Raw genomic sequence first — 21,504 nt, 5'->3', positions numbered from 1 at the left:
GAAGTATTGCAGACCCCAACAAAAACCTAAGCGGCGACTACCGCCTGCTGTTCCAGCTTCGCCATCTGATAGACAACAACATCAGGACAACGCAGCTTAGGTAGCAATAGTTCCGAACCGAGCTCATCGGCGGGAACAGACATCAGATCCTGGTTAAACATGGGTATGTCGGTGCGAGGCTCATTTTGATCAACAAACACTTCATGCTCGCAACGAACGAGGACATCCTTAGGACACCGAACTGAGTACGCTATACCATGATCAATGGCAATGCTAATGCGCGGGTCGCAAGTCGTGCAGAGGCGAGATCTCGTCCCAAACGTTGACGAATCACCTCGACGATCCACAAAGTCGAACTCGATGGTGACACCCTGGTGGTTTAGAAACGTGTACCACTTTCTAGTGCGGGCGTGGCAATGTTGTAGTGCGCTCTCGCCAACCGTAGCGGGGAGAAGCAGGATGTCGGCCACGCACGCCGCCGTGTTGGGCACAAGCGTCCACGACTTTGGGCCTGTGAGCGCGTAACGGTTGCGCCTCACCTCAACACCAGCAATGATGGGTACGTTGAGCAGTGCTTCGAGTTCACTCTCGTCGTTGGCCCACGATTTGGGCTCGAACATGACGAACTGTTCAGCACCACCGATCTTCACTGGGAACCTGGCCAAATAACTCTTCGGGCTCTCAAGGAGTGTCTGCGAGAGCCGCGACAGGAATCGGTGTGCTTCGTCAGGAAGACGGTGCTTATTTGCGCGAACGACCGGAAATGCACTCGGTTCGGTGTCTCGAATGACAGAGATTAGGTCGTTGTCCACATTCCACGCCGGATTATTCTCATCGGAGTACCAAACCGGTTCATCACGTGTAACGATGTGTTCCAGGTTATCGAACGTATGAGCTACGCCTCGAGGAATAACGAGGTGGCGATGAAAGCCAGGCGAGAAATCAAGGGCCACTAGTTTGTGCAGCGTTGGACTGCCTTCCCGACAGTCAACGAAATACCCATGGATTCTCTGGCCGTTCTCCCCCATGAATGTGAGCCGGTCATCTTGGCCGATGTGAATACCAAAAGTCGAGTACCGAAATGTTGCTTCGTGGGTTACAAAGTCTGAAATAAGAGGGCCTTCACTTGATATCAGTTTTTTCGTAAACCATCCGCAGGGTCCATCGATGTCCTGGACGACATTTGGTTCAAATTGTAGGCCATCAATGCTAAAACGTTCGCGGCATACTTGATCTGAGATTTTTTCAAAAACCATTGAAACACCTCCTTTGTGATCAAAGAGTGCGAAGACTTTAAATCAAGAAAGGTAACTGCGATAAATCATCATTCATAACGTTATGTTTTTAGATTAGAATAATGTAAATGGTTATGCAATTAAAATTTTTTGGCGCAGAGGGAATGGTAGCCGGAACTCTCGAAAATCTTGTCATTCCAGCCTCAGCTTCGCCACCAGTTCATCCAAGTTTGAATCGCTCGAGTTCTCCTGACATCTTTGCACAGAGTTATGACGGTTTGTCAGAAGCGAGGGCATGGTAGGCTTTGGCCAATTTTTTCCTAGTCGCTTCGGTAGAGAACATCCTGTTGATACGAGCGCCTCTGGCGTTTCGTTGTTGCTCCCAAGTCACAACCTCTCGGTGATCAACCGATCGCGGTAATCAATGCGACGATCCAGGCATTGAGCCGCTCCGGGTTTCGCGGAGGCCATTTTGTGTGAGTCAGACCAGCATGGCCTGCTCGCTCCGACTGCGATAGTAGTTCGCCGGTGTAATATAACCGATCGGTGCCAGCAAGCGGTGGCGATTGAACCAGGCCACCCATTCCAGCATCGCCAGCTCCACCGCCTCCAGACTCTTCCACGGCCTGTGCCGGTGAATGACCTCCGCCTTGTACAAGCCATTGATCGTCTCTGCCAGCGCGTTGTCGCAGCTGTCGCCAGTGCTGCCGACCGAAGGCTCGATGCCCGCTTCGGCCAGCCGTTCGCTGTAGCGGATCGAGACGTATTGCGAGCTACGATCGCTGTGGTGGATCAAAGCGTCGCGACTCGGCTGCCGCGCCCACAACGCTTGTTCCAGCGCATCAAGCACAAACTCGGTGTGCATGCTGCGACTGACGCGCCAGCCAACGATAAAGCGGGCGAAGACGTCGATGACGAAAGTGACGTAGACGAAACCATGCCAAGTCGACATGTAGGTGAAGTCCGGGACCCACAGTTGGTTTGGCCGGTCGGCGACAAACTGCCGGTTCCCCCGGTCCTGCGAACACGTCACCGCCGGATCGGGCCGATTGGTGCGAACCGCCTTGCCGCAGCTAACGCCAGACCTTGTCGGCGCCGTACACCTGCTGGTTGACCTGCCAAACGCGCTCGATCTCAACCATCAAGATGTCGTCACGCTGGGCCCGAGGGCAGCGCAGCGTTTCGGCAGTGCAGCCGATCTTGTCGGCGATCGAAACGATTGCAGCCCATTGCGATTCGTACTGATCCTTGGCGTCAAAGACCATGCGCACGGCGCACTCGCGGATCTCAGGGGAAAACTTGATGAGATTTGCTCATGGCTCCCTTCTCTCAAGTGAGGGAGCCTCCGCGAAACCCGGGGCGGCTCAGGATCCATGCGCGTTTGAGGTTGTGTGCCGCATGCCTGCCGCTTGGCATGCCAACAAGCGCCTCGCACTCGGATTGGTGGAGTTCGACTCGATAGCGTAGGGTCGCTTGTACTTGCTCGCTGGGAATTGACCCCGCTGCGCCAGCTCAAGCTCTGGGACTTCAAGCATGATGATGAGGCGCCGCCTTGTCCGTGAGTGGGGCGCTCGCGGCAATCCCGACGATTTCGGGCACCGCGAGCGTGGGCATCACTCCGCGCCGAGGGTGCGCAGCAGCGCCGCCGAGACCATCTCGCCCATCTGCGCGAGGTAGTGGGTGTGCATGTCGAAGGTGAACCGATCGGCGTTGTCGCTGGCGAGCACCAGAAGACCGAACGGCTCGCCGCTCTCTTCCCGCAAGGCGATCTGGGCGAAGGACTGCAGGACCGGCACCGGCGGGAACCAGCTTAGCACCTCGTCGTTGGCATAAGGGCCGCAGCTGGGGGCGGAAAGATTGCGCGCCAGAAGCTGGATGTCCGCGCGGGTGGTCGTGCAGGACGGTGTGCGCGTTTCGGCTTGAGGGTGCCACAGACGCAAGGCGACGCGGTCGATCTGAAAAATGTCCAGCAGACCTTTGCTTACGGCGGCGAGCACACTCTCCGTGCTCCTGGCTTGCATAAGTCCGAGCGCTAACCTGTGGCTTCTTGCCTGGATGAGGTCATTGGCCTCGCCATGCCGTACCAGTTGATGCAGCCGGGATTCCAGTTGCCGGATCCGGTCTTTCATGTCCAGCAGTTGCCTTTCGGCGAAGGAAACGACAACCCGTTCCTGAGGGGCGGCGCGCAGGCCGAAACGTTCGGCATGATGCGTCAGGAAGTCCGGATGGCTATCCAGAAAAGCGAGCACGTCATCGCTGTGCATGGCGGCATTACCTCTAACGATGATAAGCAGGGAGCGCGATCAGACTTCGATCTCGCCGGTGAATACGGTGGAGGCGGGGCCCGTCATGCGCACCGGCGTGCCCGGCCCCTTCCATTCGATGGTCAGGTGGCCGCCGCGGGTTTCCACCTGCACTCTGGCGTCCAGCAAGCCCCGCAGGATGCCGGTCACCACGGCGGCGCAGGCGCCCGTCCCGCAGGCGAGCGTCTCGCCGGCGCCCCGTTCGAAGACCCGCAAGCGCACTTTGTTGCGCGAAACGATTTGCATGAACCCGGCGTTGACCCGGGCGGGAAAGCGGGGATGGCGCTCGATCAGGGCGCCCAGCGCGGCCACGGGGGCCGTGTCGACATCGTCAACGACCTGTACCGCATGGGGGTTGCCCATGGAGACGGCGGTGATGCTCACGCGGACGCCGCCCTCCAGTTCCAATTCGTGCTCGACCGCCTCGCCATCGGCCAGGAACGGAATGTCGGCGGCGGAGAGCCGTGGCACGCCCATGTCCACCACGATGCGCCCGTCGGCGTGCAGTTCCGGCACGATCACGCCTTTCGCGGTTTCCACCCGGATCGCGCTTTTATTGGTCAGTTTCTGGTCCGTGACGAAGCGGACAAAGCAGCGCGCGCCATTGCCGCATTGCTCGACCTCGTTGCCGTCGCTGTTGAATATGCGATAGCGAAAATCGTTTTCCGGGGCGTGGGGGGCCTCAACGAGCAGCATCTGGTCAAAACCGATACCGAAATGGCGGTCGGCCAATTGCTTGATGCGATGTGTATCCAGGGTGACGGTTTGGCGCACGCCGTCGATCACGACGAAGTCATTACCCAATCCGTGCATCTTGCTGAATTTCAGTCTCATGCTTGTTTTTACCCATCCCTGTTTCGGCCTCTATTCAGGCCATGATACCTTAACTAGACCATTGGCGATGCCGAATGGCAAGGTAAATTGACACCTTACTGACCAGTAAGTAAAGTTTGCCGGATGAAACCTGCCAACGACCCGCAAAACGACACCCGCAAACGCATTCTCGACATCGCCGAGCAGTTGCTGTTGACTCGCGGGTTCAACGCTTTCAGCTACCAGCACATCAGCCGGGAGCTTGGCGTGCGCAATGCCGCCATTCATTACCACTTTCCCAAGAAGTCCGATCTGGGCGTCGCCCTGATACAACGGTACCGGCGCCGGCTGGCGCGGTTTGTCGAGGCTTGCGCGGATCAGCGCTGCGAAAAGCAGCTCGAGCAGTTTTTCGACGTGGCCTACGCCTACTTCGACAAGGATGAGCAGGTTTGCCCCAGTGGCATGCTTTCAACCGAATACCATACCTTGCCGGAGGAAATGCAACACGAAGCCGCCGCCTTCATTGAAGCGATGCGCCTGTGGGCGGTGCAAATCGTCACGACCGGCCGCGATAGCGGCGAATTCCGCTTCCAGGGCGAACCCGAGTCCGTGGGCATGCTGCTGTTCGCGGCATTGCAGGGCGCCTTGCAACTGGCCCGGGTGAATCCGGTATATTTACACGACATAAGAAAACAGCTGCGCGCGACATTGGGCGTCGCCGACAGCATTGCACACCAAACCAACGAGGGATAACAGCATGGAGTATCGCAGCAACAGCATGAGCCGGCTGGCGGCCAAGGCGGGCCGTCTGCCGGCCGGCCTGAGAAGTTTTGTCCTGACGCGCGCTTTCGGCCGCATTGTTCCGTTTCTCGGCACGGCGGGGCTGTGCTTCGAGGAAGTGACTCAGCAGCGGTTGATCGTTTCCATCCGCAATCGCCGAAAGGTTCAGAACCACATCAAGGGCGTGCACGCCGCGGCGATGGCGCTCTTGGCCGAAACGGCCACGGGCTTCGTGGTCGGAATGAATGTCCCGGACGATAAATTGATGCTGCTCAAGTCGATGCATGTCAATTACACGCGCCGCTCCCAGGGCGACATGCGCGCCGTCGCCACCCTCGACGAAGCGCAGATCCAGCGCATGTATGTAGAAGAAAAGGGCGATGTGACGGTCAATGTCACGGTGACCGACGAGTCCGGGGAAGCGCCGGTCCAGTGCGAAATGGTGTGGACCTGGATTCCGAAGAAACGCCCGCAATAACAACGCCACACGAGGAGAAACGAGGCATGGACTACACGGCAATCAAGGTGGAGCAAAGGGGCGCTGTCGCCATCGTCAGCTTCAATCGCGAAAGCAAGGCCAACTCACTGGATGAGGCGAGCTGGAAGGAGTTGCGCAATGCCATGCGCTGGTGCGATGACACGCCGGAAGTGCGCGCGGTGGTATTGAGCGGGGAGGGCCGCCATTTCTGTTCGGGCATCGATCTTGCCATGCTGATGGGCGTGCAGGGCATCATCAAGGATGACTGCGAGGCGCGCATGCGGGAAAAACTGCGCCGCCTGATTCTCGATCTGCAGGATTGCGTGACCAGTCTGGAACACTGCCGCAAGCCGGTGATCGCGGCCGTGCACGGTGTGTGTCTTGGCGGTGGGCTGGATATCGCGCTGGCGGCGGATTTTCGTTTCGCCTCGGCCGACGCGGTATTCGGTGTGCGGGAGGTCGACGTCGGCATGGTGGCCGATGTCGGCACCCTGCAGCGACTGCCGCGCGTGGTGGGCGAGGGGGTCGCGCGGGAAATGGCTCTGACCGGCCGCGATGTGAAGGCGGACGAAGCGCTGGCTTTCCGGCTGGTGAACCGGGTGCTGCCGGATGCCGAAGCGGTCAAGGTCGCCGCACTGGAATGCGCCGAGCTCATCGCCGCCAAGTCACCGCTCGCGGTACGCGGCAGCAAGGAAATCCTCAACTACGGCCGGGATCACAGCATCGCCGACGGATTGAATCATGTGGCCACCTGGAACGCCGCCATGCTGATTTCCGACGATATCCAGAAAGCCGGCATGGCCGCCATGATGAAAACCCGCCCGGTGTTCCGCGACTGAGGCCGTAGAGAGATCTCGCCCTGCCAGGCAGTTGTCGGCGCGGTGAGGACCGCCATGATCACGATGGCGACATCCCCGAGATCTCTCCGCGCCGCGAGGCGCTCCGCGTTGTTCGCGCGTTGCGAGAACATTGCCCGCGCCGTTGCCGACCCCCGCCGACGACCCGAGCCGCTGGCGGGAGTGGCGTGTCACAAGCGGACCGACAAGGACAGCTTGATGTTGCGCCCCGGCGCATACACGCCTTCGGCAAGGTAAGGGGTGTAGTCCCGATTGAACAGATTGTCGATGGCAAGGCCCGCCGCGTAGCGTTTTAGCGCGCCACGTCCTTGCCATTGCGCGAACAGCCCGTGCAGCGCATAGCCTTTGGACTTCGGGTACTGGTAGGCGGCGGCGTCTTCCACATTGCCCGGCACCTCGTCCTGCGCCGCCACGAACCGGCCCTGCCAGCCCGCCGAAAGTCCGTACACCGGCCATTTCGCGCCCAGCGTCGCCAGCATTTTCGCCGGCGCCACATCCATTACCGGCGCATCTTGCCCCCAGGGATTGCGGATGGTGCCGTGATGCTTGCCACGCATCCACGACAGCGAAATGCCGGCGAATGCCGAACGACTGTCCCAGCTGCTTTCCAGTTCAACGCCTTCCGTGCGGTAGCCCGGCAAGTTCCGGTAAAAACTCAGTCGGGGAGGCTTCGCCGAACCCGGCTCGACCATGACGCCGAAGCGTTTCTCGATATTATTGTGCACGTCGTTGCGGAACAGCGTGGCGGCGAACGAGAGGCGGTCCGATTCGCTCAGCACCGAGTCGGCGCTGACCAGAAGGCCTGCGCGCCAGGCTGTGATCCGTTCCTTTTTGAGGGAACGGCTGGTCGCCGGGGCCGACGTTCCGGCGCTTTGCACCTCGTATGTTTCGTCGATCAGCGGCGCGCGCCAGGTTTTGCTGACGTCCGCATAGAAACTCAGCCGTGAGGTGGCGCGCCAAATGGCGCCCAGTCGCGGAGACCAGCCGCTATGACGGGTCGGGCGATAGTCGTGTCCCCCGGCCGGATTATTGTAAGCCGGCGCCAGGTTGGGCACGCCATGGGTCGTCACCTGATCGAACCGTGCCGCGCCGGTGAGCGTCGTGGCGCCGCGGGTCAGCGATTCCTGCACGAATCCTCCCAGGGTTTCCTGCCGTCCTGAGGGCATGTAATACGGCTGCATCCAGCCGTAATGATGATTGGCGCTGGTCGCATACTGTTTGGTGAACATCATCGTGTCGCGCCGGTTGTCGTGCCATTGCACGCCCGTGGTCAGCACGTGGTTCAGTTCGCCGGTCGCGAACGCCGCTTCATTGATGATTTCGGCCTGGCGGTCACGGTACGTGGTCCAGCTTTCGTTGCCCCCCGTCGAGGGAAATCCGGCCGTCACCGAGTCGGGGCGCTTGTCATGCTGGCGTGTGCGCGCATCGGTCCAGCGCACCGTCAGATTGAGCCAGGGACGATCGACGGGCGCGTAGCGCCAGGTCGCGGACAGGGTGCTGTCGTCCGTGTCGCGCCACAGCACCTTGCGCCGCCACGCCTCATCTTCCCCGTAGCGGGCGATCTCCGCGTCGGTCGGCGTCGGGATTTCGCCGCGCTTGGCATCGAAAGGCGACCATCCTTCGCCGCGGTTTTCGATCAGGGAGAGCGTGAAACGGCTGTCGCCCTGACGCCACGAGGTCTTGAGCAGGGCCGCGTCGTTGTGGTTGCGCGAATAGCGGTATTCCTGCCCGTTGGTTCGGCGCAGATTGCCAGAGCGGCGCAGGGTGCCGGAGGCCAATATGTCGAAGCGCCGGTCATTGCTGGCGCCGTACACCGAAGCGGAGCCCGACGTCTCCTTGTCGTTGCTGTGGTAGCCACTTTTGAGCAGCGCGCCGAACGACTCTCCCGGCATGAGAAGATCGGCGGCGTCCTTGGTCTCGATGCGGACTGTGCCGCCGAACCCCCCGTTATTGCTGTACAGCGAGGAGTGAGGCCCCTTGTCCACCTCGATGCGGCGGATCAGTTCCGGTTCGATGAACACCGATCCCTGGCGGTATTTTTCAAAGCCTTTGGGCGCGCCGTCGAGAATGACCTTGACGTCCTCGACAGCGCCAAAGCCCCAGATGTTGAGCGATTGTCCGCCAGGGCGCATGGAACCGGACAGGTCGACTCCCGGCAGGGTATCGAGCAGCTGCGGCACCGAAGTGGCTTGCTGGCGCTCGATATCGGCCGCTGAAATCTCGCTTTTTCCCGGGGTGGGCACCCGGCTGCCGCGAACCTCGACGGCCGGCAACTGGGTCTCGGCTGCGGCCTGCGACACCGGCCAGGCGGCGGCGCACAGCAACAACAGGGTTTTCAGGCGAAGGGAGGGGGGTAATGCATTCATTCATGGTCTCCTGCAAAAGCAATGTGCTTCCGGTTTCTACAGGAGGGAAGGGGATGAGACATTGCTGTTTTAATTTTGTTAATGATAATTATTTATATTAACAAAATTAGCAACCACGGGTCTATCTTCCGTTGCGTGGCGCGGGACGGTCCGCCAGGAGTGGCGGCCGGAAATGAAAAACGGCGCGATGCGATCGCGCCGTTTCGTAACGGACCGGGCGGGATTTACTGGCCGCCCACCGTCGAGACCACTTCCCATTTGCCGTTTTTGACCTGGTAAACCGTCACCGCGCCGTTTTTCACGTCGCCTTTCTCGTCGAAGGCGATTTTTCCGGTCACGCCCGAATAGTCGGTTTTGGCGACTTCCGGCAGGTAAACCTTGGGATCGGTGGAGTTGGCGCGTTTCATCGCGTCGACCAGCACACGAACGGCGTCATACTCGAACGGCGCGTAGATTTGCACCTCGGCGTTGAATTTGCTCTTGAACTTGTCGTTGAAGGACTTGAATCCGGGCATCTTGTCCGGGGGGACGCCGCAGCTGGACGCGTACTGGCCTTCCGATGCGTCGCCCGCCAGCTTGATGAAGGTCGGAGTCTGGGATCCGTCGCCGCTCATCAGCTTGGCCTTGATGCCCAGCTCCTTCATCTGCTTGACCAGCGGCGCGGACTGCGCGTCCATGCCACCGTAGAAAACCACGTCGGGCTGGCTTGCCTTGATGGAGGTCAGAATGGCCTTGAAGTCGCTGGCCTTGTCATTGGTGAATTCGCGCTTCACCACATTGCCGCCCTTGCCCTTGACCGCCTTCTCGAACTCGTCGGCCAGCCCCTGGCCGTACGCTGTCCGGTCATCGATTACCGCCACTTTCTTGGCTTTCAGGCCGTCAATGGCGAATTCGCCAAGCGCCTTGCCCTGTTGCAGGTCATTGGCGATGACGCGGAAGGTGGTCTTGTAGCCTTGTTTGGTATAGTCCACGGCCGTCGCGGACGGGGAGATCTGCGGAAGACCGGCGTCGGAGTAGATCTTGGAGGCCGGAATGGTGGTGCCGGAGTTCAGATGGCCGACAACGCCGACGACACCGGCGTCAACCAGCCGCTGAGCGACTTGCGTGCCGACCTTCGGGTCGCCCTGGTCATCCTCCGAGACCAGTTCGAACTTGATCTTCTTGCCGCCGATGGTGACGCCTTCGGCATTCAGATCCTCGACGGCGAGTTTGGCGCCGTATTCGTTATCCTTGCCCAGGTGGGCGATGGGCCCCGACATCGGCGAGACCTGACCGATCTTGACAACGGCGTCGCCGCCCTCCGCGGCGGCGGCAGGCGCCGACGCGGACCCGGCGGGCGCGCCCTGATCCTTGTTGCCGCACGCGGACAAGGCCATGACGGCGGCGGCGATGAGGCTCAAGCGAGTGACTTGTTTCATCATTATTTCCCCTGAATCTAATTCTTCGTAGACTTGTGGTGATCTCTATTTCGCCAAGACTATCCTTCTGGAATAGCCAAGGGTCGAAATGATTATGGGGAGCAGTTTTGACGATTGTCAACGCTGATTCGAGCCATTGCGCTTTGCGGAGAAAATTACTGCTTCGCGCCAAGATCCCTGGCAGCCCGGCTGCGTTTTTCCCCTTCGCCGTCATCGCGCCGGAACCAGCCTCCCAGCTGGGTTTGCACGATGCGGGTCAAGGCGGTTGCCCAGTCCTCGTTATCGTTCAGGCAGGGTATGTAGCGAAATTGGCCTCCGCCGGCCAAAAGGAAATCCTGCTTCACTTCCATGGCGATTTCCTCCAGCGTTTCAAGGCAGTCGCCGACAAATCCGGGGCAGACGACATCCAGCACGCCGGTGCCGGCCTGTCCGAGTTCCCGGGCGACTTCGCTGGTATAGGGCGTGAGCCATTCGGCGCGGCCGAAGCGGCTCTGGAAGGTCACGACATAGTCGCTGTCGGCCAGTTCGAGACGTTCGGCCAGAAGGCGCGCCGTCTTGCGGCATTCGCAGTAATAGGGATCGCCCTTGTCCCGCGTGAAGCGCGGCACCCCGTGAAAACTCATCATCAGCTTGTCCGGCTTGCCGTTGGCCTGCCAGTGGCGGGAAATCGACGCGGCCAGCGCCCCGATATAGCCGGGATCGTCATGAAAATGCCTGACCGTGCGGACTTCGGGCATGTTGCGCGACTTCATCAGCACGCGGAACACCTCGTCCAGCGCCGTGCCGCTGGACGAGGCCGCATACTGGGGGTAGAGCGGCACGATCAGCAGCCGGTCGACGCCCTGTTCGCGCAGGCGTCGGATCACCGACTCCACGGAGGGGTTGCCATAGCGCATGGCGTAGTCGACAACCAGATCGTCACGGCCTTCCCGTGCGAGCAGACGGCTTACCGCCGCGGTCAGCGAGCGGGTATTGCTCAAGAGCGGCGAGCCGTCATCGCGCCAGATGGAGGCATATTTCGCGGCGGATTTGGCGGGACGGGTGGTCAGGATAAAACCGTTGAGAATCACCCACCACAGCGCGCGCGGAATTTCGATGACCCGCGGGTCAGAGAGGAACTCGCGCAGATAGGGCCGCAATGCGCCGGGTGTCGGCGAGTCGGGGGTGCCCAGGTTGATCAGCACGATGCCGGTGCGTAGGGAACTGTCGTGACGGAACTCGGGCTCGGTCAGGTAACGGGACATGGGATTCTCGCTGGGTTCATTCGTCTCTTGGCGGCACCAGCACGGTGCGATTGCCGTTGGTTTCCATGCCGGACACCAGTCCGGCCGCCTCCATCTGTTCGATCAGGCGCGCGGCGCGGTTGTAGCCGATGCGCAAGTGGCGCTGAACGGAGGAGATCGACGCCTTGCGCGTTTTGAGCACCACGGCGACCGCCTCGTCGTACAGCGGATCGCTCTCGCCCTCGTCGCCATTGCCGCCGGACTCTCCGCCGGAACCGCCCTCGGCGTCGTCGATGGCGCCGGAGAGAATGCCTTCCACATAATTGGGCTCGCCCGTCGTTTTGAGGAATTCGACGACCTTGTGCACTTCATCGTCCGCCACGAACGCGCCGTGCACCCGGGTCGGATAGCCGGTGCCGGGCGCGAGGTAAAGCATGTCGCCCTGGCCTAGGAGCGTTTCGGCGCCCATCTGGTCGAGGATGGTGCGCGAGTCGATCTTGCTTGAGACCTGGAACGCTATGCGGGTGGGGATATTCGCCTTGATCAGGCCGGTGATCACGTCAACCGACGGCCGCTGCGTCGCCAGAATCAGGTGGATGCCGGCGGCGCGGGCCTTCTGCGCGAGACGCGCGATCAGTTCTTCGATCTTCTTGCCGGCCACCATCATCAGGTCGGCCAACTCGTCGATCACCACGACAATGGTCGGCAGGGTCTCCAGCGGTTCCGGCATCTCGGGCGTCAGCGAGAAGGGGTTGGGGATTTTCTCCCCGCTCTTCATGGCTTCGCGGATTTTCTGGTTGAAGCCGGCGAGATTGCGCACGCCAAGGCGCGACATCAGCTTGTAGCGGCGCTCCATTTCCGCAACGCACCAGTTCAGTGCGTTGGCGGCGTGCTTCATGTCGGTGACCACCGGCGCCAGCAGATGGGGAATGCCTTCATAGATCGACAGCTCGAGCATCTTCGGATCGACCATGATCAGGCGAACCTCGCCCGGGCTCGACTTGTACAGCAGGGACAGGATCATGGCGTTGATCGCCACCGATTTGCCCGAACCGGTGGTGCCGGCCACCAGGACGTGCGGCATGCGCGCAAGGTCCGCCGATACCGGTTGTCCGGCGATGTCCTTGCCCAGCGCCATGGTGAGGCGCGAGGTCATGTTCTGATAAGTTTCCGAGCCGATGATCTCCGACAGGCGCACGATCTGGCGTTTCGGGTTGGGCAGTTCCAGTCCCATGTAGGTCTTGCCGGGAATGGTTTCCACCACGCGGATGGAAACGAGCGACAGCGCGCGGGCCAGATCCTTCATGAGGTTGACGATCTGGGCGCCCTTGACGCCCACGGCGGGCTCGATTTCGTAACGGGTGATCACCGGGCCGGGGTAGGCGGCCACCACCTTGACCTCCACACCGAAATCGGCGAGCTTGCGCTCGATGAGGCGGGAAGTGTATTCGACGGTTTCAGCGGACACCGGCTCCTGCTGCTCGCGGGGAGGCTCAAGCAAGGCGAGGCCGGGCAGGGTGCCATCGTTCGGATCGGCGAACAGCGAAGGCTGGACCGGCTTGGTCGCCTTGGGCGATATCGGCACTTCCAGCACGGGCGCCTCGATGCGCACGGGTGGCTTATCTTCGATTTTGCGCTTTTCCGTGGTGACTTTTTCCGTGCGGCGCTGGGCGGTCTCGCGACCGATCTCGCGATCCTTGCGCGCCTGCCAGGCCTGCCACAGCCCCAGCACACCGTCTTCGACCCAGCCGCCGACCTTTTCCATGGCGTCAAGCCAGGACATGCCGGTGAACAGCGAGAAGCCGATCGCGCCGAGCACCGTGAGAATCAGCGTGGCGCCCGTGATGCCCATCGTGCGGGTCAGCCCGCCACCGAGAAAATGCCCGAGAATGCCGCCCGGACTCTGCGGCAGGATGCCGTGCATGTCCTTGTGGGCGAACAGAATGCCTTCAATGCCGGCGCTGCTGAACAGCAGCAGGACAAAGCCGGCGACCGAGGCGGTTGTCATCGTGTTGAATCGCAACCCCAGGGTTTCCAGGCGCCGGTATCCCCAGCTGATGGCCACCAGGCAGAACACCACGACCCACCAGGCCGACAAACCGAACACGTAAAGCAGCAGGTCGGACAGGCGCGCGCCGAAGGCGCCGCCGATATTGCGCACGGTCGGGTCGGACGAACTGTGCGACCAGGAGGGATCGAGCGTCGAATAGCTGGCCAGCACAAGCACCATGTAGATTGCGAGAACCGCCATGAGCATCCACCAGGCCTCGCGCAGCAGGCCGGTCAGCCTCGGAGGCAAGGTCGTGGTCGTGTTGCGTACGACGGCCTTCCGCTTGAAAAGTCGCATATTCCCGTGTCTGTTGTATGTTGGTGAAGCGGTGTCAGCCGCATAGTATAACGTGTCGCGCGAGGGCGGTCAGGCCGGATGAATGGCGCCCAGCACGCGCGGCCCGGCGGCGCCGGTCACGGACGGCAGATTGCCCGGCAAGCGCTCGAGGCAGCGCGCGGCCAGCCAGGCGAAGGCCGCCGCTTCCACCTGGTGCGCCGGCATGCCGATTTCATCGGTGGTGGCGACGGCGATATTGTCAAGGAGCGCGGCGATCCGGCTGCGCAAATGGCCATTGCGCGCGCCGCCACCGCACAGGTAGACCGCCCGGGTTTGCGGCGCCGCGTCGCGCAGCGCTTGCGCCGCGCTTCGCGCCGTCAACTCGCACAGCGTGGCCTGCACGTCGACGGGGGCGATGGCGGGCAGACGGGCCAGATGGGTGTCAAGCCACGGCAGATCGAAAAGTTCCCGGCCGGTGCTTTTGGGTGGCGAAAGCCGGAAGAAGGGGTCGGACAACAGCCTGGCGAGCAGCGGCTCGTGCACCACGCCGGATGCCGCCCACGCGCCATCCTCGTCGTACTCCACGCCCTGGTGACGGTGTATCCAGGCGTCCATCAGCATATTCGCCGGACCGCAGTCAAAACCTCCCGGCGCTTTTCCCGGCACGAGCAGGCTCCAGTTGGCGATGCCGCCCAGATTCAGGATCGCGCGCGCTTCGCCGGGGTGGCCGAACACCGCCTCGTGAAAAGCGGGCACCAGCGGCGCTCCCTGGCCGCCCGCGGCGATGTCCCGGCTGCGAAAATCACCGATCACGTCAATGCCGGTCAGCTCCGCCAGCAGAGCAAGATTGCACAGTTGAATCGTGTAACCGTGATGCGGCGCGTGACGCACGGTCTGTCCGTGACAACCGATGGCGCGAATCCGGGCCTTCGGCAACGGCGAAGAGGCCAGAAGGGCCTCGGCAGCGCGGGCATAGAGCCGGGCAAGACGGTTGGCCAGCCGGTTTGCCCGATCCAGTTCGTCGGGGCCGGAGGGCTGCAACGACAGAATGTCGGCGCGCAGCGCTTCGTCATAGGGCAGCGACACTTCATGCCTGACCGACAGGGCGCCGTTTTCGGCGATGTCGACCAGTACGGCGTCGACCCCGTCAAGGCTCGTTCCGGACATCAGGCCGATAAAAAATCCACTCATGCTTTTTTCTGGCGAGGATGCTGATATAAAAAACACGCACAGCATACATTGACGCACAGACCTCGCCAACCGTGCATTTTCCCGGCTTTTGCGGTATTCCCCCCAGTTTGCGATAATCGACCGATACCCGAATTGAACCCTAGTCCAGGAAGAGAACCAGAGCATGAGCACGGACCTTACCCTAGAACAACAGCTGGCCGTCATCAAACGTGGCGCCGAGGAGCTGCTCGTCGAAGCCGAACTGATCGAAAAGCTCAAGGAAAACCGCCCCTTGCGCGTCAAGGCCGGCTTCGATCCGACCGCGCCCGACCTGCACCTCGGTCATACGGTACTGCTCACCAAAATGCGCCAGTTGCAGGACATGGGGCACACCATCATGTTCCTGATCGGCGACTTCACCGGCATGATCGGCGATCCGTCCGGCAAAAACACCACGCGCCCGCCGCTGACCCCCGAACAGATCAAGGTGAACGCCAAGACCTACACCGATCAGGTCTTCAAGATCCTCGACCCGGAAAAGACGCAGGTTTGCTTCAACTCCAAATGGCTTGGCGAACTGGGCGCGGAAGGCATGCTCAAGCTGGCCGCCAGCACGACGGTGGCGCGCATGCTCGAACGCGACGACTTTCACAAGCGCTTCCACGCCAATCAACCGATCTCGATCCATGAATTCCTGTACCCTCTGATGCAGGGTTATGACTCGGTGGCCATGGAAGCCGACATCGAGCTGGGCGGCACCGATCAGAAATTCAACCTGCTGATGGGCCGCATGCTGCAGCAACAGCACGGCCAGAAAGCCCAATGCGTGCTGATGATGCCGCTGCTCGAAGGTCTGGACGGCGTCAACAAGATGTCCAAGTCGCTCGGCAACTATATCGGCATCAGCGAACCGGCCAGCGAGATTTTCGGTAAGGTGATGTCGGTCTCCGACACACTGATGTGGCGTTATTTCGACCTGCTGTCGCTGCGTTCGACCGAAGAGATCGCCGCGCTGCGCGCCGATGTCGAGGCGGGCCGCAATCCCCGCGATGTCAAGGTGCTGCTGGCCATGGAACTGGTCGCCCGTTATCACGACGCGGCGGCGGCCGAGGCGGCGCTGGCCGACTTCGAGGCGCGTTTCCAGAAAAACGCCATTCCGGACGAAATGCCGGAAATCACCCTGACGGCCGGCGCCGACGGCCTGCCGGTCGGCAACCTGCTCAAGGAAGCCGGACTTGTCGCTTCCACCTCGGAAGCCCTGCGCATGATCCAGGGCGGTGGCGTGAAAATCGACGGCGAAAAAGTCGACGACAAGAGTCTGCGCCTGACGGCCGGCGCCACGCTCGTCGTGCAGGTCGGCAAGCGCAAGTTCGCGCGCGTCACACTGGCCTGAGCCGATGGAGTGGATTCTCGCCGTGCCCGGGCTCGCCTGGCCCGATGCGCATGACGGCGCGGAGGTCAGCAAGGGCCTGTCGACGCCGGCGCTGTCCCTGCTGCTCGGGCGCGGCGCGCGCGCGGCCTGCCCGGGCCGTCCGTCGCGCTTGTGGCGGGATCTGTTCGGCATCGACAGGCTCGCGCCGGCTCGCCTCGCGGCGCGCCAGGATGGCCTGGACGCCGACGCCGGTCACTGGCTGATCGCCGACCCGGTGCATGTGCGCGTGGATCGCGACCGGGCGCTGCTCGCCGATGTCGGGGTCATGGCGCTCTCGGGCGAGGAGGCCGGCAGCCTGGTGGCGGCCCTCGGGCGGCACTTCGCCGCGGACGGCCTGAGTTTTCATGTCGGGAAGCCGGGGCGGTGGTACGTGCAGTCGGCGCATCCCTTCGACGCCGAGTTCTCCGCGCTGACGGACGCCATCGGCGAAGACATCGACGAGCATCTGCCGACCGGCGCCAACGGGCTCGCCTGGTGCCGTTTTCTCAACGAAGCGCAGATGCTGCTCCATAGCCACCCGGTGAACGAGACGCGGGAAGCGCGCGGCGACCTCCCGGTCAACAGCCTGTGGCTCTGGGGCGAGGGCGACGTGCCGGCGGAGAGGACGTCATTCGACCTGGTCCTGAGCGACGACGCGACGGTGCGTCTGCTGTGCGAAGCCGCGGCGGTGCCGGTCGACGATTTGCCGTTCGGCTTCGCCGCCGCCGAGGATAGGGCCGGCGAAGCGGGCCGCGTTACCCGTTGTCTGGCGGTGCCCGACGCCGCCGAGGCGCCGGCCCAGTTCCGCGATGCGTGGGGCTGGCGCGAAGCGCTGGAAAAACTCGAGGCCGACTGGTTCGAGCCGGCCTTGCTCGCCCTGAAAAGCGGACGCATCGATGCGTTGACCCTGCGGACCGCCGGCGCCGCCGGTGTCTCCGTGCGGGTGACGCGCGCCGACCTTTGGAAACTCTGGCGGCGCCCGCTGGCGCTGCCGCAACTGTACTGAAGCATGTCCCGAATCGTTACCCGGTCTGTCCCCTCCGATGCGCACCGCCAGCTGATCGCCACAGGCGTCAGCCCGCTGATGGCGCGTCTTTATGCCGCGCGCGGTGTCGAGTGCACCGACGACATCGACCACTCACTTGGCGCGCTGCTCCCCTACGAATCCCTGAAGAACATCCGGCAGATGAGCGGGCGGTTGGCCGACGCCATCGCCGCCAAGGAACGGATGCTGGTCGTCGCCGACTACGATGCCGATGGAGCCACGGCCTGCGCGCTGGCGGTCGAAGGCCTGGGCGCGCTGGGCGCCGTCGTCGATTTTCTGGTGCCGAACCGTTTCGAGTACGGCTATGGTCTGACGCCGGAAATCGTCGAACTGGCCGCGCAAAGCAATCCCGACATCATCATCACCGTCGATAACGGCATCGCCAGCGTGGCGGGGGTGGAAGCGGCCCGCCAGCGCGGCATCGAGGTGCTGATCACCGACCATCACCTGCCGGGCGACGCTTTGCCCGAGGCGCTGATCGTCAACCCCAATCAGCCAGGCTGTCCGTTCCCGTCCAAAAACCTGGCCGGCGTCGGCGTGATGTTCTACGTATTGATGGCCTTGCGCGCGCGAATGCGCGTGCGCGGCGACTTCGCCGGACGGCCGGAACCCAATCTGGGCTCGCTGCTCGATTTGGTGGCACTGGGAACCGTCGCCGACGTGGTACGCCTTGACCGCAACAATCGTACCCTGGTGGAAAACGGTTTGCGCCGCATGCGCGCGGGGCGCATGCGACCGGGGATCGCCGCGCTGTTCCAGGTGGCCGGTCGACTCGCCGGCAAGGCCAATGCCTTCGATCTGGGCTTCATGATCGGCCCCCGCCTCAATGCGGCGGGTCGTCTTGACGACATGAGCCTGGGCATCGCCTGTCTGCTGTCCCGCACCGAGGATCAGGCCATGCGGCTGGCTCAGGAGCTCGACCGCCTCAACCGGGAGCGGCGGCAGATCGAAGCCGGCATGCAGGACGAGGCGCTCGCGGTGCTCACCGGGTTCGAACCGGCCAATCGCCACTCGCTCGCCCTGTACCGCGACGATTGGCATCAGGGCGTGGTCGGCATCGTGGCCTCGCGGCTGAAAGAGCGCTTTCACCGGCCGGCCATCGTATTCGCGCCAGGTGACGAGGGCGAAATCAAGGGTTCGGGCCGCTCCATCCCAGGATTCCATCTGCGCGATGCGCTGGATCTCGTTTACAAACGCCACCCCGGGCTGATTCTCAAGTTCGGCGGCCACGCCATGGCGGCGGGCCTGACCGTTGCCGAGCACCGCTTCGAGGTGTTCCGCGACGCCTTCGAAGCGGTTGCCCGCGAGCATATCGACGAAGCGGCCCTGACCCGCACCATCGAGACGGACGGTTCGCTCGCCACGGCGGATCTGCGGCTTGGCGTTGCCGAGGAGCTCGGCGCGCTGGTCTGGGGTCAAGGGTTTCCGGCCCCGACATTCGACGATGTTTTCCGGGTAGTCAGCCAGCGCCTTGTGGGTGGCAAGCATCTGAAACTCCGTCTGGAGAAAGAAGGTCTGGGATTCGACGCCATGATGTTCAATCGGCAGGACTGGTTGCCCGATACGATTCGCGCGGTTTATCAGGTGGTGGCCAACGAATGGCAGGGACGCAAGGAGCTGCAAATCTATATCGAACACGTCACGGAACGCTGACATGGAAACGCTGATTCTGCTGGTGGCTGGACTGGCGATCGGGGGGGCGGGGGTCTGGTTCGCCACGAGGAGCAGGGAGGCCGCGGGCTATGAACGAGGCGTCGGCGAGGCCCGGCTGGCCCAGGCGGAGCTCGATGCCGCGCGCGGCCGGCTCGACGAGTGGCGCGACCGGGCCGAGCGGCTCGAACGGGCGCTCGCCGATGCCCGCGATCAGTTGTCCGCCACCCGAGAGCGCGCCGAGCGGCTCCCGGATATCGAACGCCGCCTGGCGGTGCAGAACGAGGAAATCCGCCGCCTTAGCGCCGATGTGGCGGGCAAGAGCGAACAGGCCCGCCAGCTGGCGGAACTGCGCGGTGAAGTGGCCCGCTTGCGCGAGGAGCGCGACGCCCGCCAGGTGGACATCACGCGCCTGACCGCGCGCGAACAGGAACTGGCAACGCAATTGGCCTCGCACATCGAACGGAATGAAGAAAATCTTCGTCTCCTGGCCGAGGCGCGTGAAACCCTGTCCAATCAGTTCAAGGCGCTGGCCAACGACATTCTCGAAGAGAAATCCAAACGTTTCACCGAGCAGAACCGGGAAAACCTCGGGCAATTGCTCAACCCCCTCAATCAGCGCATTCAGGAATTCGGCAAACTGGTGCAGGACACCCGCGAAAAGGATTCGCGCGAACGCCTGACGCTGGAACAGGAACTGCGGCGACTGCAGGAACTCAATACCCGTCTCAACGAGGACGCGGTGGCGCTGACCCGGGCCCTGACCGGCGCCAGCAACAAGACACAGGGCAACTGGGGCGAAATGGTGCTGGAGAAGGTGCTTGAAACCTCGGGGCTGACGCGCGACCGGGAGTACCGGGTCCAGGTATCCGACGTGACCGTCGGCGAGGGCGGGGAGGTGCGCCGCTTCCAGCCCGACGTGGTGATCGATCTTCCCGACAACAAGCATCTGGTCGTCGACTCGAAGGTGTCGCTCAACGCTTATGTGCGCTATACCGCGTCGGCCGACGAAGCGGAACGGCAGACCGAGCTGAAGTCGCATATCGGCGCGATCCGCAACCACATCCGCAGCCTGTCGGAAAAGCGTTACCAGGATTTGTACCGCCTGAACACGGTGGACTTCGTGTTCATGTTCATTCCGGTCGAGCCTGCCTACCTTCTGGCCGTGCAACACGACATGTCGCTGTTCACGGAAGCCTTCGAGCGGCGCATCATGGTCGTCGGCCCCAGCACTCTGCTGGCGACCCTGCGCACCGTCGCCAGCATCTGGCGCTACGAATACCAGAACCAGAACGCGGTCGAGATCGCGCGCCAGAGCGGGGCGATGTACGACAAGTTCGTCGGCTTCGTGGAGTCACTGGGAAAGCTGGGCCGGCAGCTGGACCAGTCGCGCGACATGTACCAGGACGCCATGAAGAAACTGTCCAGCGGCGCGGGCAACCTCGTCGGGCGGGCCGAACGGCTGCGCGGCCTCGGCATCAAGGCGGCGAAACGCCTGCCGGCGCATCTTGCCGACCCGACCGGCGAAGAGGACGCGGCGGACTAGGGCCGGGCGGCGGCAGGGGCGGCGAGCTTGCGGTGGAGGTCCTCTTTCCAGTTGGCGAAGGTCGCCTGTGTCAACCCCAGAAAGGGCAGGAGGCTCGCCTCCCTCTCGCGCCACCCGGGGTCCGGGGCGGCATCCGCCGCCGTTTGGGCGATGTGCTGGGCGGCACGGCAGACCGCGATCATGGTTTTCGACTCCGGATCCAGATCGTCGTTGCCGGGCGCCAGCAATGCCGGGTAGTGCTGCAGGAGAATCGCGCGGCAGAACGGTTCGGGCATGGCCCAGGTTTGCGCGACCAGATACGCCACCACATCATGGCTGATGCCGTGCCGATCCGTCTCGAACCGGGTAATCCGGCTGTCGGGAAGCTCGCGGCTGATGGCCCAGGTGAGATGGAAGCCCGGAACCCGCATCAGCATCAGCACTACGCCGCAGCGCCGGAAGAGCGCGAAACTCTGACAATCGTCAGGAACGGCATCAAGCCTCCCGCACAGAAGGTTGGCGATCCGCGCCTCCTGCATCACCTGCTCCCAGAATGGCTCCACGCCGGGCGTGGACTTCGTCCCCAGAACCATGCGCAATGCCAGTCCGCTGGCGAGGTTGAGAACATTCTCCATGCCGAGCAGGCTGATCGCCTGCGGCAAAGAGGTCAGGTAGCAGCGCGCGCCGAATATCGGCGCGTTGGCCGCCTTGAGCACGGCGCCGGACAGCGCCGGACTCGCGTCGATAAGCTGGCTGATCGCCTGCAGGCTCAACGCGCGGCTGTTCCGCAGAGAGAAAAGCCGTTCAAGTATTGCCGGCCGGGGAGGAATGTCCAGGTCTTTGAGCAACGCCACGGGCGTCGGTTCGGGCAGGAAGGGGGAGGTGGATGTCACCGGCGCTCTCC

General features: G+C 62.6%; 16 protein-coding genes and 2 pseudogenes. 7 read left to right on the top strand and 11 right to left on the bottom strand.

The window, feature by feature from the left end; translation table 11 throughout:
* Positions 1 to 26 precede the first annotated feature (26 nt).
* The 5 genes and pseudogenes from JNO50_RS09875 to dapF all read right to left on the bottom strand — a co-directional run bounded on the left by JNO50_RS09875 (position 27) and on the right by dapF (position 4,372).
* Complete coding sequence (locus tag JNO50_RS09875; protein WP_189535364.1) at positions 27 to 1,256, bottom strand: dTDP-4-dehydrorhamnose 3,5-epimerase family protein; 1,230 nt, start codon at positions 1,254 to 1,256, stop codon at positions 27 to 29.
* Positions 1,257 to 1,503: 247 nt separating this feature from the next.
* Positions 1,504 to 1,682: pseudogene (locus JNO50_RS18995) on the bottom strand (IS630 family transposase); the annotation flags it as partial.
* 34 nt (positions 1,683 to 1,716) lie between these two features.
* A pseudogene (locus JNO50_RS09870) lies at positions 1,717 to 2,552 on the bottom strand (IS3 family transposase).
* A gap of 296 nt (positions 2,553 to 2,848) precedes the next feature.
* The gene (locus tag JNO50_RS09865; protein ID WP_189535362.1) at positions 2,849 to 3,499 is read right to left on the bottom strand and encodes a DUF484 family protein; all 651 of its coding nucleotides are present in this window, start codon (positions 3,497 to 3,499) and stop codon (positions 2,849 to 2,851) included.
* Positions 3,500 to 3,538: 39 nt separating this feature from the next.
* Complete coding sequence (gene dapF / locus JNO50_RS09860) at positions 3,539 to 4,372, bottom strand: diaminopimelate epimerase (protein ID WP_189535360.1); 834 nt, start codon at positions 4,370 to 4,372, stop codon at positions 3,539 to 3,541.
* 123 nt (positions 4,373 to 4,495) lie between these two features.
* Here dapF and JNO50_RS09855 point away from each other — a divergent pair, with 123 nt between their 5' ends.
* The 3 genes from JNO50_RS09855 to JNO50_RS09845 are packed head-to-tail and all read left to right on the top strand — an operon-like array spanning position 4,496 to position 6,448.
* Complete coding sequence (locus JNO50_RS09855; protein WP_189535358.1) at positions 4,496 to 5,104, top strand: TetR/AcrR family transcriptional regulator; 609 nt, start codon at positions 4,496 to 4,498, stop codon at positions 5,102 to 5,104.
* Between the two features lie 4 nt (positions 5,105 to 5,108).
* Positions 5,109 to 5,609: a DUF4442 domain-containing protein gene (locus JNO50_RS09850; protein ID WP_189535356.1), complete on the top strand. Its 501-nt coding sequence runs from the start codon at positions 5,109 to 5,111 to the stop codon at positions 5,607 to 5,609.
* A 26-nt stretch (positions 5,610 to 5,635) separates the two neighbouring features.
* Positions 5,636 to 6,448, top strand: a complete 813-nt coding sequence (locus JNO50_RS09845; RefSeq protein WP_189535354.1) for a crotonase/enoyl-CoA hydratase family protein — start codon at positions 5,636 to 5,638, stop codon at positions 6,446 to 6,448.
* Between the two features lie 188 nt (positions 6,449 to 6,636).
* Here JNO50_RS09845 and JNO50_RS09840 read toward each other — a convergent pair whose 3' ends face one another.
* The 5 genes from JNO50_RS09840 to JNO50_RS09820 form a co-directional block, all read right to left on the bottom strand.
* Positions 6,637 to 8,832 carry a TonB-dependent hemoglobin/transferrin/lactoferrin family receptor gene (locus tag JNO50_RS09840; protein ID WP_189535352.1) on the bottom strand — a complete coding sequence of 732 codons (2,196 nt, stop codon included), beginning with the start codon at positions 8,830 to 8,832 and terminating at the stop codon, positions 6,637 to 6,639.
* A 224-nt stretch (positions 8,833 to 9,056) separates the two neighbouring features.
* Positions 9,057 to 10,250 (bottom strand): branched-chain amino acid ABC transporter substrate-binding protein, encoded by a 1,194-nt coding sequence (locus JNO50_RS09835; protein ID WP_189535350.1) that lies wholly within the window; start codon positions 10,248 to 10,250, stop codon positions 9,057 to 9,059.
* A 155-nt stretch (positions 10,251 to 10,405) separates the two neighbouring features.
* Positions 10,406 to 11,494 (bottom strand): ferrochelatase, encoded by a 1,089-nt coding sequence (hemH, locus tag JNO50_RS09830; RefSeq protein ID WP_189535348.1) that lies wholly within the window; start codon positions 11,492 to 11,494, stop codon positions 10,406 to 10,408.
* Positions 11,495 to 11,510: 16 nt separating this feature from the next.
* Positions 11,511 to 13,820: a DNA translocase FtsK gene (locus JNO50_RS09825; protein ID WP_189535346.1), complete on the bottom strand. Its 2,310-nt coding sequence runs from the start codon at positions 13,818 to 13,820 to the stop codon at positions 11,511 to 11,513.
* A 69-nt stretch (positions 13,821 to 13,889) separates the two neighbouring features.
* Positions 13,890 to 14,990 carry an anhydro-N-acetylmuramic acid kinase gene (locus tag JNO50_RS09820; protein ID WP_189535344.1) on the bottom strand — a complete coding sequence of 367 codons (1,101 nt, stop codon included), beginning with the start codon at positions 14,988 to 14,990 and terminating at the stop codon, positions 13,890 to 13,892.
* 163 nt (positions 14,991 to 15,153) lie between these two features.
* Between JNO50_RS09820 and tyrS the strand changes: the two genes are divergently transcribed.
* Genes tyrS through JNO50_RS09800 form a run of 4 tightly spaced genes read left to right on the top strand, consistent with a single transcriptional unit; the run spans position 15,154 to position 20,621 of the window.
* Positions 15,154 to 16,362, top strand: a complete 1,209-nt coding sequence (tyrS, locus tag JNO50_RS09815) for a tyrosine--tRNA ligase (protein WP_189535343.1) — start codon at positions 15,154 to 15,156, stop codon at positions 16,360 to 16,362.
* A 4-nt stretch (positions 16,363 to 16,366) separates the two neighbouring features.
* Positions 16,367 to 17,386, top strand: a complete 1,020-nt coding sequence (locus tag JNO50_RS09810; RefSeq protein ID WP_189535340.1) for a hypothetical protein — start codon at positions 16,367 to 16,369, stop codon at positions 17,384 to 17,386.
* A 3-nt stretch (positions 17,387 to 17,389) separates the two neighbouring features.
* Positions 17,390 to 19,078 carry a single-stranded-DNA-specific exonuclease RecJ gene (gene recJ, locus JNO50_RS09805; RefSeq protein WP_189535338.1) on the top strand — a complete coding sequence of 563 codons (1,689 nt, stop codon included), beginning with the start codon at positions 17,390 to 17,392 and terminating at the stop codon, positions 19,076 to 19,078.
* Position 19,079: 1 nt separating this feature from the next.
* Positions 19,080 to 20,621, top strand: a complete 1,542-nt coding sequence (locus tag JNO50_RS09800) for a DNA recombination protein RmuC (RefSeq protein ID WP_189535337.1) — start codon at positions 19,080 to 19,082, stop codon at positions 20,619 to 20,621.
* On the opposite strand, the gene JNO50_RS09795 is transcribed toward JNO50_RS09800, so the two are convergent.
* Positions 20,618 to 21,493, bottom strand: coding sequence for an HDOD domain-containing protein (locus JNO50_RS09795; protein WP_189535335.1), 876 nt, complete (start codon positions 21,491 to 21,493; stop codon positions 20,618 to 20,620). The two genes, JNO50_RS09800 and JNO50_RS09795, sit on opposite strands and share 4 nt — an antisense overlap.
* Positions 21,494 to 21,504: the final 11 nt, after the last annotated feature.

The sequence above is a fragment of the Paludibacterium paludis genome (assembly GCF_018802605.1).
GTDB lineage: Bacteria > Pseudomonadota > Gammaproteobacteria > Burkholderiales > Chromobacteriaceae > Paludibacterium > Paludibacterium paludis.
Note: the sequence above shows the minus strand (reverse complement) of the source record. Positions and strands in the feature narration are given on the sequence as shown.

Bases quoted from the DNA above. Each gene is read 5' to 3' on its own strand.
- JNO50_RS09855 (WP_189535358.1), top strand. From the start codon at position 4,496: ATGAAACCTGCCAACGACCCGCAAAACGACACCCGCAAACGCATTCTC.
- dapF (WP_189535360.1), bottom strand. From the start codon at position 4,372: ATGAGACTGAAATTCAGCAAGATGCACGGATTGGGTAATGACTTCGTC.
- JNO50_RS09825 (WP_189535346.1), bottom strand. From the start codon at position 13,820: ATGCGACTTTTCAAGCGGAAGGCCGTCGTACGCAACACGACCACGACC.
- JNO50_RS09850 (WP_189535356.1), top strand. From the start codon at position 5,109: ATGGAGTATCGCAGCAACAGCATGAGCCGGCTGGCGGCCAAGGCGGGC.
- JNO50_RS09800 (WP_189535337.1), top strand. From the start codon at position 19,080: ATGGAAACGCTGATTCTGCTGGTGGCTGGACTGGCGATCGGGGGGGCG.
- JNO50_RS09820 (WP_189535344.1), bottom strand. From the start codon at position 14,990: ATGAGTGGATTTTTTATCGGCCTGATGTCCGGAACGAGCCTTGACGGG.
- recJ (WP_189535338.1), top strand. From the start codon at position 17,390: ATGTCCCGAATCGTTACCCGGTCTGTCCCCTCCGATGCGCACCGCCAG.
- JNO50_RS09865 (WP_189535362.1), bottom strand. From the start codon at position 3,499: ATGCACAGCGATGACGTGCTCGCTTTTCTGGATAGCCATCCGGACTTC.
- hemH (WP_189535348.1), bottom strand. From the start codon at position 11,494: ATGTCCCGTTACCTGACCGAGCCCGAGTTCCGTCACGACAGTTCCCTA.
- tyrS (WP_189535343.1), top strand. From the start codon at position 15,154: ATGAGCACGGACCTTACCCTAGAACAACAGCTGGCCGTCATCAAACGT.
- JNO50_RS09810 (WP_189535340.1), top strand. From the start codon at position 16,367: ATGGAGTGGATTCTCGCCGTGCCCGGGCTCGCCTGGCCCGATGCGCAT.
- JNO50_RS09845 (WP_189535354.1), top strand. From the start codon at position 5,636: ATGGACTACACGGCAATCAAGGTGGAGCAAAGGGGCGCTGTCGCCATC.
- JNO50_RS09875 (WP_189535364.1), bottom strand. From the start codon at position 1,256: ATGGTTTTTGAAAAAATCTCAGATCAAGTATGCCGCGAACGTTTTAGC.
- JNO50_RS09835 (WP_189535350.1), bottom strand. From the start codon at position 10,250: ATGAAACAAGTCACTCGCTTGAGCCTCATCGCCGCCGCCGTCATGGCC.
- JNO50_RS09840 (WP_189535352.1), bottom strand. From the start codon at position 8,832: ATGAATGCATTACCCCCCTCCCTTCGCCTGAAAACCCTGTTGTTGCTG.